Source organism: Streptomyces sp. CRCS-T-1 (assembly GCF_024442335.1).
Lineage (GTDB): Bacteria > Actinomycetota > Actinomycetes > Streptomycetales > Streptomycetaceae > Streptomyces > Streptomyces koelreuteriae.
This window is the reverse complement of sequence record NZ_CP101651.1, coordinates 5,606,437-5,618,406: the sequence shown is the minus strand read 5'-3', so window position 1 is coordinate 5,618,406 and position 11,970 is coordinate 5,606,437. Positions and strand designations below refer to the sequence as shown.

Sequence of the window (11,970 nt, the reverse complement as noted above, 5' to 3'; positions counted from 1 at the left end):
CCCGCTGAACGCCGGGGTTCACGTACATGACAACTAAGCAGACAAAAAGAGACCCGCCGCCAGCACCGGAACAAGCCGTTGCCGCAGCGGGTCTGACGGATGATCAGTCGGCGAAGAGCGTACCGAGCCGAGCGTCCGTGGGGGTGGTGCCGAGGAGCGTGTTGCCGAAGGTCGTGGTGCCGTTCGGGCTCACGACGGTCTTCGGGCCGGACCTGAAGTACCAGACGGACCCGGCCTTGGCGTTCTCCCCCGCCGCGCCGGCGGCCAGGTCGGCCAGGCCGTCGTGGTTCGCGTCGGCGAGGTGCACGGCCGAGCCGAAGGCGTCGCCCTTCTCGGCGGCGCCCGGCACGTTGGGCGTGTTCTGCGTGACCACCTGGGCGCCGGTGCCGGTGAGCCCCTTCGCGCTGCCGCGCAGCACGACGACCGCGCCCGCGTCGGCCAGGCCGTCCAGGTCCTCACCGGGCAGCCCGGTCGCCACGTCCGGGTAGCCGTCGCCGTTGACGTCGGCGACGCGGACGTCGGTCCCGAAGCCGTCGCCCGCCTCGGCGGCGCCCGGCACCCCGGGGCTGTCCTGGTTGAGGTGCGCGGCCCTGGTGCCGTCCGGTCCGTTCGGGGTGCCCGGGATCCAGGTGACCCGGCCGCCCTTGACGGCGGGGTTGTCGAGGTCGCTGTCGTACCCGGTGACGGCCCGGCCCACCACGATGTCGTCGACGCCGTCCTGGTCGATGTCCCCGACGTCGAGGTTCTCGCCGCCCTGGAGCCGGTGGCCGTCGGCGCCTTCCACGGTGAGGTACGGCTTCAGTCCCTGCCGGGAGCCCGGCCAGTACACGACCCGGCGGGCGTCCCACTCGTCGCCGTCGTTCTGGGTGGCGGCGATGTCGGTGACACCGTCGCCGTTGACGTCGCCGGTGGCCAGGTCGAGGACGCGGGTGTCGAACTCGTCCTTCAGGATCTGATCCTCACGGGCCGTGGCGCCGTCCCGGGTGAACGGGCCGCTCACCACGCGCAGATAGAACTGGTTCTCCACGGTCACCAGGTCCGCGGCACCGTCGCCGTCGACGTCCCCGACGGTCAGACGGCCCCGGCTGCCGAGGCTGTCGTACTCCTTGCCGGTGGCCACCACGGCGCTGCCGGACAACCCCTTCGGGCCGCCCCACAGGACCTCGACCAGGCCGGATTCGGCGCCGCCGTCGGCCGTGTCCTCGCCGCCCACACCGACGACCAGGTCCGCGTACCCGTCGCGGTCGAGGTCGGCGGTGCCGAGCGCGCTGCCGAAGGCGTCGTCCTTCTCGGCGTCGCCGGGCACACCGGCCGAGTTCTGGCTGAAGACCTGCCGGTTCGTCGTGGACAGCCCGTTCGCCGTGCCGTAGAGCACGGCGACATAACCGGCGCCCTTCTTACCGGCGACGGTCGCGGACGGGGCGGCCGTGGCGAGGTCGGCGTAGCCGTCGCCGTTGAAGTCGTCACGCGGACGCTCGGCGTTCGGCGTGGCGCTCGGGGGCGCGGCGTGGGCGGCGGGGACCGCGAGGGCGCCCGTGAGGAGGACGAGGCCGGTGGCGATGGCGAGCCGGCCGCGGCGGGAGCGGAAGCGCGCGCTCATCGGGTGAAGCCCGAGCCGAGGGCGGAGCCGTTCGCGCCCGTGCCGAGGGTGCCCGCGCCGAAGCTGACCGAACCGGTGGCGGTGGGGGCGTTGACGGTGTTCGGGAACGCCCAGACTCCGCCGTCCCGGTTCTCACCGGTCGCACCGGCGAACAGCTCGGCCCGGCCGTCGCCGTTGACGTCGAGGAGCTTGGTCTCGGCGCCGAAGAAGTCGTTCTGCTCCGCCTCGCCCGGGACGTTCTTGGTGTTCTGGCTCATGCTGAAGGCGCCGTTGCCGCTCAGCCCGGACTTGCCGCCGCGCAGGACGGTGACCTGGCCGGCCGCGTAAACGTCTCCGATGGCCTCGCTCGCGCTGCCGGTGGAGACGTCCGCGTAGCCGTCGGCGTTGATGTCACCGACGGAGATGCCCCCGCCGAAGCCGTCGGCCCACTCCGCGTCGCCCGGCACACCAGGGGTGTTCTGCGTGATGACCGTCGTACGGGAGGTGTCGGGGCCGTCGGCCGAGCCGTGCACCACGCCGATCTGGCCGCCCTTCAGCAGCGGGTCGTCCAGGTCGGTTTCGCCGAAGCCGTCGTTCGAACGGCCGATCACGAGGTCGGCGAACCCGTCCTTGTCCACGTCACCGATGCCGAGGTGCTCGCCGCCGCGCATGCGTGTGCCGTCGGGGTTCTTCAGCTCGACGGGCTTGCTCAGGCCGTCCGGTGTGCCGCGCAGGTAGACCGCGCGACGGTGCCTGTAGTCGGGGTCGTGCATGTCGTCGTCGCTGACGTCGTGGATGAGCGCGACCAGATCGGTGACACCGTCGTGGTCGACGTCGCCGGTGGCCACGTCGTCCGTGACGTACGCGGGCTCCAGGGCGAGGGTGCGGCTGCTCGCGGCGCCGCCGGTGCGGTCGAAGGGCCCGGACAGCAGGCGGTTGCCGGTGGCGAGGTCCAGGTGGCCGTCGTTGTCGAAGTCTCCGAGCGCCGGGGTCTTGGAGTCGACCCGGTCCTCCTCGGTGCCGGTGGCGACGGCCGTGCCGCCGGACAGGCCCTGCTTCCCGCCCCACAGCACGGCGAGTGTGCCGGCGGCCGTGACGTCCCCGACGTCCTCGCTCGGGGCCCCCACGACCAGGTCGGCGTAACCGTCGCCGTCGAGGTCACCGGCGGCGATGCCCTCGCCGTAGTAGTCGTCGGTCTCCGCCGCACCCGGTATGCCCGGGGAGTTCTGGCTGATGACCTGCTTGTGGCCGAGGTCGAGTCCCTTGGCCGAGCCGTACACGACGGCCACGTATCCGGCCCGGGCCTTCCCGTCGACCTTGCCGTACGAGTCGGCGACAGCCAGGTCCTGATAGCCGTCGCCGTTGAAGTCGTCGTGGAGCTTCGAAGCGGCGGCGGGGGCGGCGTCCGCGGCCGGGACGGCATGAGCGGCCACCGGGGCGGTGACGGCGGCGGCGACGGCGATCGCCGCCGCGACTCCGATGCCTCGGCCGATCCTGCGCTTGCTCGTGGACTGGGGCACGTACGTCAACTCCGTTGATCGCATGGGCAGTTACTGCACGGCGAGAAACAAGATCCTCATCCGCTCTGCCCTGTACGACACATTGGAGAACGACTTGGTTGCACCAAAGTCGGTCGCGAATTTGCTCTTTGTTAACTCAGAACGGCTCGAAGTCGTCGAACTCCTGCTCCGCTTCGTCCCTCTCGGCCTGCCGGTCCCTACGGCGCTGCGCTGCCGGGCGCTCTCCCTCGAACCGGTGGTCCTCACCGCGCCGGCCGAGCATCTCCGCGCCGGCCGTCAGGGACGGCTCCCAGTCGAAGACGACCGCGTTGTCCTCGGGTCCGATGGCGACGCCGTCGCCGCCCCGGGCACCCGCCTTCACCAGCGACTCCTCGACACCGAGCCGGTTGAGCCGGTCCGCGAGGTATCCGACCGCCTCGTCGTTGTTGAAGTCGGTCTGCCGCACCCACCGCTCGGGCTTCTCACCGCGCACCCGGAACAGGCCGTCGGCCTCGCGGGTGACGGTGAAGCCCGTGTCGTCGACGGCCTTGGGCCGGATCACGATCCGGGTGGCCTCGTCCTTCGGCTTCGCGGCCCGGGCCGTGGCCACGAGCTCCGCGAGTGCGAACGACAGCTCCTTCAGCCCCAGGTGCGCCACGGCCGACACCTCGAACACGCGGTAGCCGCGCGCCTCCAGGTCGGGCCGCACCATTTCGGCCAGGTCCTTGCCGTCCGGTACGTCGGTCTTGTTCAGGACGACGATCCGCGGGCGCCTGTCCAGCCCGCCGTACTGCCGCAGCTCCTCCTCGATCATGTCGAGGTCGGAGGCCGGGTCGCGGTCGGACTCCAGCGTGGCGGTGTCCAGGACGTGCACGAGGACACTGCACCGCTCCACGTGCCGCAGGAACTCCAGGCCCAGGCCCTTGCCCTGACTGGCCCCGGGGATCAGCCCGGGCACGTCGGCGATCGTGTACACGGTCGAACCGGCCGTGACGACACCGAGGTTCGGCACGAGCGTGGTGAAGGGGTAGTCGGCGATCTTCGGCTTGGCGGCGCTGAGCACCGAGATCAGGGACGACTTGCCGGCGCTCGGATAGCCCACGAGCGCCACGTCGGCGACGGTCTTCAGCTCCAGGACGACGTCCCGCAGGTCCCCCGGCTCGCCGAGCAGCGCGAAGCCGGGCGCCTTGCGCCGGGCGGAGGCCAGCGCCGCGTTGCCGAGCCCTCCCCGGCCCCCCTGCGCGGCGACGAAGGACGTGCCCTGCCCGACCATGTCGGCGAGGACGTTGCCCGCCTTGTCCAGCACCACCGTGCCGTCCGGCACGGCCAGGACCAGGTCCTGCCCGTCCTTGCCGGAGCGGTTGCCGCCCTCGCCGGGCTTGCCGTTGGTGGCCTTGCGGTGCGGGGAGTGGTGGTAGTCGAGAAGCGTGGTGATCGACTGGTCGACGGTGAGGATCACGTCCCCGCCGCGACCGCCGTTGCCGCCGTCCGGCCCGCCCAGCGGCTTGAACTTCTCACGGTGGACGGAGGCACAGCCGTGGCCTCCGTTACCCGCGGCGACATGCAGCTCGACGCGGTCCACGAAGGTGGTCATGGGATGTGCCTCCAGTTACGTACGGGGTGTTCTCTGAGAACCAACACGCGAAAGGCGGACCCGCTTCCCGTGAGGGAAGTGAGGTCCGCCTCGCGAAAGATTCCGGTCAGGCGACCGGAACGATGTTCACGACCTTGCGGCCACGGTGGGTGCCGAACTGCACCGAACCGGCGGCCAGGGCGAACAGCGTGTCGTCGCCGCCACGGCCGACGCCGGTGCCCGGGTGGAAGTGGGTGCCACGCTGACGGACCAGGATCTCACCAGCGTTGACGACCTGACCGCCGAAGCGCTTCACGCCGAGCCGCTGGGCATTGGAGTCGCGACCGTTCCGAGTGGACGATGCGCCCTTCTTGTGTGCCATTTCTCCTCAGTCCCTTACTTCGCAGCCGCGGGGATCTCAGTGACCTTGATCGCCGTGTACTGCTGGCGGTGGCCCTGGCGACGGCGGTAACCGGTCTTGTTCTTGTAGCGCAGAATGTCGATCTTCTGGCCCTTGTGGTGGTCCACGACCTCGGCCTGGACCTTGATGCCGGCCAGCACCCACGGGTCGCTGGTCACGGAGTCGCCGTCGACAACGAGCAGGGTCGAGAGCTCGACCGTGTCGCCAACCTGGGCGGTGGAAATCTTGTCAACCTCAACGATGTCGCCGACAGCAACCTTGTGCTGGCGACCACCGCTGCGCACGATGGCGTACACGCGGAACTCTCTCTCGCTCGGGGAAACGGCACCCCCGCAGGCCAGCCGCCCGACTCAGCGAGCAGCCTCTCCTGGGCGCCCGGCGCCCGGAGGGTGAGGTTTACGGGGATGTGACGCGTCATTCGACACGCCGACGGTCAAGGTTACGGGGCCCCGGCCGAGGGGGTCAAACCGAGGCCGGTCCGCCCCCTGTGCGACCGGTCACGCCGGTCGCACAGGGACGGGATGTCAGCCCTCGTCGGTGGAGGCCGAGACGGAGGACGCGGACGACACCGTCTGCTCCGCCGCCACGGTCTTCTTCGACGCGGTCTTCTTCGCGGCGGTCTTGGTGGTCGCCGCCTTCTTGGCCGTCGTCTTCTTGGCCGCGGTCTTCTTCGCCGCGGTCTTCTTGGTGGTGGCCTTCTTCGCCGTGGTGGCCTTCTTGGCCGTCTTGCGGGCCGTCTTCTTGGCCGGAGCGGCCTCCTCGGCGGCCTCGGCGGGCGCCTCCGCGGCGGCCTCGGCGGCCGGGGCTCCGGCCTCCGACGCCTCCTCCGCTGCCGACGACACGACCACGACGGCCGCCTCCTCGGACGCGGTGGACGCGGTGGGCTTGCGCACGGCACGGCGGCGCGGACGGGCCGGGGCGGCGCTCTCGGCGGGCGCCTCGGCGGCCGGCTCGGGCTGCTCGGCCCGCTCCGGCGTCTCCGCGGCCTCCGGCGCGGCGGGTGCGGTCTCGGCGACCGTCACCACGGTCGCCTCGGCCCCCGCCGGGGAACCGGCCGGCGCGGACACCTTGCGCGTCGCCCGCCGACGGCCACGGCCCTTGGGCGCGGCCTCCTCGGCGGCCGGGGCCGCTTCGGCCGCGGCGGCCGGGGCCTCGACGACCGGGTCCTCGACGGCCATCGGCTCGGCGTGCGCCTCGGCGGCCGGCTCCGGCTGCACCGGACGGGCGACCTCCTCGGCGGCGGTCACGTCCTGCGCCGTCGGCACCTCGGCCTGCTCGGCCTTCCTGCCCTTCCTGGACTTCGGCTCCGCCGCCTCACCGCGCGGCGCACCCGCCGGTGCGGACGCCCGCCGGCTCGCCCGACGCCGCGTACGCCCACGCCCGGCCGCGGCCTCCGCCTCGGCGGCGCTGCTGTACAGCTCCTCGTCGGGCTCGAAGGACGGCTCCGGCAGGGCGATCGGCTCGGCGATCTCGGCACCGACCTCCGCCTCGGTCTCCGCCTCCTGCTCGGCGGTCTCGACGGCGGCCGCCTCGTGCGTGTGCGGCTGGTCGGCACCGGCACGCGCGCGCTTCTTGCGCTTGCCGCCGCCTCCGCCACCGGCGCCGGTCGGCTGCTCCATGTGCACGATGACACCGCGGCCGTTGCAGTGGACGCAGGTCTCGGAGAAGGACTCCAGCAGCCCCTGCCCGACCCGCTTGCGGGTCATCTGCACGAGCCCCAGCGAGGTCACCTCGGCCACCTGGTGCTTGGTCCGGTCCCGGCCCAGGCACTCCAGCAGACGTCGCAGCACCAGGTCCCGGTTGGACTCCAGCACCATGTCGATGAAGTCGATGACGATGATGCCGCCGAGGTCGCGCAGCCGCAGCTGGCGCACGATCTCCTCGGCCGCCTCCAGGTTGTTCCTGGTGACGGTCTCCTCGAGGTTGCCGCCCTGACCGGTGAACTTGCCGGTGTTGACGTCGACGACGACCATCGCCTCGGTCCGGTCGATCACCAGCGAGCCGCCGCTGGGCAGCCAGACCTTGCGGTCCAGGGCCTTGGCGAGCTGCTCGTCGATCCGGTACGTGGCGAAGACGTCGACCTCGGAGGTCCACTTCGACAGCCGCTCGGCCAGGTCGGGCGCGACATGCGAGACGTACCCGTGGATGGTCGACCAGGCCTCGTCACCGCTGACGACGACCTTGGAGAAGTCCTCGTTGAAGATGTCGCGGACGACCCGGACGGTCATGTCCGGCTCGCCGTACAGCAGCGTCGGGGCGTTGCCGCTCTTGGCCTTCTTCTGGATGTCCTCCCACTGCTGCTGCAGCCGCTCGACGTCCCGGCGCAGCTCGTCCTCGCTCGCGCCCTCGGCGGCGGTGCGCACGATGACGCCCGCGTCCTCGGGGACGATCTTCTTGAGGATGGTCTTCAGCCGGGCCCGCTCGGTGTCGGGCAGCTTGCGGCTGATGCCGGTCATGGAGCCCTCGGGCACGTAGACCAGGTAGCGGCCGGGGAGGGAGACCTGGCTGGTCAGACGCGCGCCCTTGTGCCCGATGGGGTCCTTCGTCACCTGGACGAGCACCGACTGGCCGGACTTCAGGGCGGACTCGATGCGGCGCGGCCCGTTGGCCATGCCCAGCGCCTCGAAGTTGACCTCACCGGCGTACAGCACCGCGTTGCGGCCCTTGCCGATGTCGATGAAGGCGGCCTCCATCGACGGCAGCACGTTCTGGACCTTGCCCAGGTAGACGTTGCCGACGTACGAGGTCGACTGCTCCTTGTTGACGTAGTGCTCGACGAGCACGTTGTCCTCGAGGACGCCGATCTGCGTACGGTCGCCGTGCTGGCGGACGACCATCACGCGCTCGACGGCCTCGCGCCGGGCCAGGAACTCGGCCTCGGTGATGATCGGGACGCGCCGGCGGCCCTGCTCGCGGCCTTCGCGGCGGCGCTGCTTCTTGGCCTCCAGACGGGTCGAGCCCTTGATGGACTGCACCTCGTCGGACGGCTCCGCCTTCGGCCTGGGCTCGCGGACCTTGACGACCGTGCGCTCCGGGTCGTCCTCGGAGGTCTCGGAGTCGGTGCCGCTGTCACCGGCGCGGCGACGGCGGCGACGGCGCCGACGGCTGCTGCTGGAGCCGCCTCCGCCGGACGACTCGTCACGGTCGGCGGCCTCGTCGGACTCATCGGACTCCTCGGCCGAGTCCTCGGCGTCCTGGGCGGCGGCGCCCTGCTCGGACTCGTCGTCCGAGGTGTCCTCGGAGTCGGCGGAGTCGCCACGCCTACGGCGGCGGCCGCCCCGGCGACGGCGGCGGCGCGAGCCGCTCCCCTCGGACTCCTCCTGCTCGTCGGAGTCGGCGGAGTCTTCGGCGTCCTCGGACTCGTCCTCGGCGCTCTGAGCGGCGGCGGCCTCGGCGGCCGGGGCCTCGGGCTCGTCGCCCGCACCCCGGCGGCGGCGCCGGCGGCGGGACCCGCCGGACTGCTCCTCCCGGGGAGCCTCGGCCGCGGCGGGCGCCTCGGTCTCCTCGGGCTCCTCGGTCACGGCAGCCTGGGCGGCGGCAGCGGCCGCGGCGCGCTCCGGCGTCTGGAACTGGGGCTCGGTGAACACGGGCGCCTGGAACACGGCGACGGCCGGACGGGCGGGGCGCGCGGCCGACTCGCTCTCGGCGGCAGCCGTGTCGGTGGCCGCGGCGGACTTCGAGGCCTTCGCGGACCTCGGGGACTGGGCGGGCTCGGCGAAACCGCCGGCGGCCCTGCGAGCGACGCGACGACGACGCCGCGGGGCGGCATCCTCGGCGGCCTCGGCGGCCTCAGCGGGTTCTGCGGCGGGGGTGGCTTCGGCGGGGGCCTCGGGCGCGGGCGCGGCCTCAGCGGCGGGGGCCTCGGCGGCGCGGGCGGCCTCTGCGGCGGGGTTCTCGGTCACGGGTGCCTTCGCCTCCTCGGCGTTGCCTTCCGGCGCCCCGGCGGGTGCGGACACCCGTCGCGAGGCACGGCGGCGGGTCCGGCGCGGAGCGGAGTCCTCGGCGGGCGCGGCTTCCTCGGAGACCTCGGTGGGCGCGGCGGCCTCGGCCACCGGCTCCGGGTCGCCGGACGTGGCCTGCGCCGTCTCGGACGTCTCCGCCGGAGCCGCAGCAGGCGAGGTCACCGTGCGCGTCGCACGACGCCGGGTACGCCGGGGAGCGGCGTCCTCGGACACCGCGGCCGACGCGGCGGGGGCCTCTGCCTGCTCCGACGCCTCGGAGCCGGCCGGAGCGGCGGTGGTCACCGGGACGACGGTCTCGGCGGCCTCCGTGGCCGTCGGAGCGCCGGCGGGCGCGGAGGCCCGGCGGACGGCGCGGCGCCGCTTGGCGGGGGCGGCGGGCGCGGCCTCTTCGGCGCTCTCTGCGCTCTCAGTGGCCTGCGCGGCCTCGGACGTCTCTTCCGCCTCGGCGACGACTTCCTCGTCGGCTTCCACGACCTCGGTCGCGAGCTCGTCGGGATCGGCGGCCGGTATGGCCGGCGCGACGGTCTCCACCGGGGCGTCGGAGGAGCCGCCGACGGGGGGACCCGCCGGGCGGGACGCGGCACGGCGCCGCCGGCGAGGCGGCAGGGTGTCGCTGGGGCTGTTCTGTTCGGAGCCCGTTGAGGACTCTGTGGGTTCGGTCGGTTCGAGCATGCGGGCTTTTCTCCCGTCAGGCTCCCGGGCGCCGCGCCTGGTCCGGCGATGCCGGTGACGTCCGCGGCTCGCGCTGTGCGCGTCGCCGCCGTCCGGGGCGCGGGCGCCGCACGGGAGCTCTCCGTGTCTTGTCTCGCCGGTTCCGTACGCCGAATGCGTACGGCCTGGCGAAAGTCTGCTGGTCGGTACGCTGCCCGACCCAGGTGGCTCCCGAGTCCGAGGGCGGCGCTACGACGTCCGTCCCTTCGCGGAACCTTCCTTACGCCGGCGCCGTCGCGGCGGCAGGCTGTTCGGCCGTTGAGTGGGCCTGAGCTGCCTCGCGGTCGGGCGCGAGCGGGTCGGTCACCGTGCCGGTCTCTTCATCGAACAGCCCCTGCGCCAGCCTGGTCACCGCTGCGGGGACCGGCGGCGCCAGGTCGGCCACGGCGCGGAGACCGGACAGGACGTCGTCGGGTCGTACGGCAGGCGTCACGTGCCGAACAACCAGCCGCAGTATCGCACAGGGCTGGTCGGTCGGCCCAGCATGGAGCGCGGCGTCAGCCGCTCCAGTGGAGCCGACGCTTGCGGCGGGCTGCGAACTCTGCGTTTCCGTGGGGTCTGGGATCTCCAGGCTCACCACGGCGGCTCGGGCGTCGAAGGTACGGATGCCGTTCTTGGCTTGGCGCTGGACCTCGACGGTCTCGGCCGCGGTGAAGGCGTCCGCCGCGCGGCGGGCCTCCTCTCGCGACACCCCGTCCAGCCGCAGCTCCCATACGGAAGCCGTGAGCCGGTCGGCGAGTCCCGAGGTACGCGCCTCGACCGCCTCGACGATGTCGAGCCCGGTGGGCATCGACGCGTCGAGAAGGGTCCTGAGCTGCTCCGGATCGCGCGATGCGGTGAGCGCGATCTCCAGGTATTCCGCCTCACTGCCCGTGCCGGTGGGTGCGGCATTGGCGTACGACACCTTCGGGTGCGGTGTGAAGCCCGCCGAGTACGCCATCGGCACCTCGGCACGGCGCAACGCACGCTCGAAGGCGCGCTGGAAGTCACGGTGGCTGGTGAACCGGAGGCGGCCGCGCTTGGTGTAGCGCAGTCGGATGCGCTGCACCGCGGGTGCGGGCGGCGGGCCTTCGGGCTGTCGCTTGCCCAGTGTCGTTCAGTCCTTCGTGAGAGCGGTCGTACTGCTACCAAGAGTACGTGTCCCGCGCCCCGAAGGTTCCCCGCGGTCGACGGGCCGCGGCCGCCTCGGCTCGCCGAGGAGCATCCGCCGGAAGTCGGCACGCGCCTGCCGTACGGACTCCCGGGCGGAGGCCAGGGCCTGCCGGGTGGCGCTACCCACGCTGCGGGCGGCTGCGGCGACGGGCCGCAGGACGGTGTCCCGCACGACGTGTCCGACCGGTGTCAGCACACTGCGGTACACCCACCGCACCGGCTCGACGAAGATCCACCGCAAGAGGGTGCCGAGGAACCGCCCGACGGCGAGCGAGATGTGCCCGGCGACGCGCCAGGCGTGCCCGAGGGCGTCCCACACCTCCCGTCCGATGACGGCGAGGACCCTGCCGACCGGGGCGAGAACCCAGCGCCATAGGGCGAGCACGGGCAGGACGAGCAGGATCCGGGCGATCCAGTAGAGGGCCGTTCCGATGCCGGTGACGATCGTGCTCACCAGCCACACCAGCCCCCTGCCGCACCAGACGATCGCACGCCCGACGGGTGCGAGCACCCAGGTGTACAGCCACAGGGCGGGGACGACGACGAGCCCCCTGAGCAGCCAGATCAGGGCATGCCCGACGGGTGTGAGCACGTAGGCGTACACCCAGCCGAGCGCGGCCCCGACCCCCTTGGCCGCCCACGCGAGCGCGTGCCCGACCGGCGTCAGCACATACCGGTACAGCCACCCCATGGGCACGACCACGAGCACGTACCCGAGCCACCCGAGGGCCTTGCCCACCGGCACGACGACGTACCGCCACAGCCCCACGAACGGCCAGACGAACACCGCCCGCCCGAGCCACAGCAGCGCCCGCCCCACCGGCCGGAACAGCACGTCGTTCAGGAACCGCCCGGCCACGACGAGCGCGTCCCACACCATCCGCACGGGGACGACCAGTACGAGCACGACGATCCGCACGGGAATCCGGATCGCGACGGCGAGACACCCCTCGGGCGCGGCGCCCCCACGTACGGGCGGCGCAGTCGCCTCGGGCACCCTCTTGCGCAGGTCGACCCGCGCCTCGGAACCCTCGCGGGCCGGCTTCTCCAGTTCCATACCGTCGAAGACGCCG

The 11,970-nt window shown here is 72.7% G+C and carries 8 protein-coding genes; all 8 read right to left on the bottom strand.

What is annotated here, in order from left to right; all coding sequences use genetic code 11:
- Positions 1–103 precede the first annotated feature (103 nt).
- The 8 genes from NNW99_RS25485 to NNW99_RS25450 all read right to left on the bottom strand — a co-directional run bounded on the left by NNW99_RS25485 (position 104) and on the right by NNW99_RS25450 (position 11,954).
- Positions 104–1,600 (bottom strand): FG-GAP repeat protein, encoded by a 1,497-nt coding sequence (locus NNW99_RS25485; RefSeq protein ID WP_215121442.1) that lies wholly within the window; start codon positions 1,598–1,600, stop codon positions 104–106.
- On the bottom strand, positions 1,597–3,099 hold the full coding sequence (locus NNW99_RS25480; RefSeq protein WP_215121441.1) for an FG-GAP-like repeat-containing protein: 1,503 nt from the start codon (positions 3,097–3,099) through the stop codon (positions 1,597–1,599). Before NNW99_RS25480 ends, NNW99_RS25485 begins: the two co-directional genes overlap by 4 nt.
- Before the next feature lie 136 nt (positions 3,100–3,235).
- Positions 3,236–4,672: a GTPase ObgE gene (gene obgE, locus NNW99_RS25475; RefSeq protein WP_215121440.1), complete on the bottom strand. Its 1,437-nt coding sequence runs from the start codon at positions 4,670–4,672 to the stop codon at positions 3,236–3,238.
- A 106-nt stretch (positions 4,673–4,778) separates the two neighbouring features.
- Positions 4,779–5,033, bottom strand: coding sequence for a 50S ribosomal protein L27 (gene rpmA / locus NNW99_RS25470; protein ID WP_215121439.1), 255 nt, complete (start codon positions 5,031–5,033; stop codon positions 4,779–4,781).
- A 14-nt stretch (positions 5,034–5,047) separates the two neighbouring features.
- The gene (rplU, locus tag NNW99_RS25465; RefSeq protein ID WP_010041937.1) at positions 5,048–5,368 is read right to left on the bottom strand and encodes a 50S ribosomal protein L21; all 321 of its coding nucleotides are present in this window, start codon (positions 5,366–5,368) and stop codon (positions 5,048–5,050) included.
- A gap of 228 nt (positions 5,369–5,596) precedes the next feature.
- Positions 5,597–9,706 (bottom strand): Rne/Rng family ribonuclease, encoded by a 4,110-nt coding sequence (locus tag NNW99_RS25460; protein ID WP_215121438.1) that lies wholly within the window; start codon positions 9,704–9,706, stop codon positions 5,597–5,599.
- A 259-nt stretch (positions 9,707–9,965) separates the two neighbouring features.
- Positions 9,966–10,793 (bottom strand): TIGR03936 family radical SAM-associated protein, encoded by an 828-nt coding sequence (locus tag NNW99_RS25455; RefSeq protein WP_215121437.1) that lies wholly within the window; start codon positions 10,791–10,793, stop codon positions 9,966–9,968.
- Positions 10,794–10,841: 48 nt separating this feature from the next.
- Entirely contained in the window at positions 10,842–11,954 is a 1,113-nt protein-coding gene (locus tag NNW99_RS25450) for a hypothetical protein (RefSeq protein ID WP_215121436.1), read from the bottom strand.
- Positions 11,955–11,970: the final 16 nt, after the last annotated feature.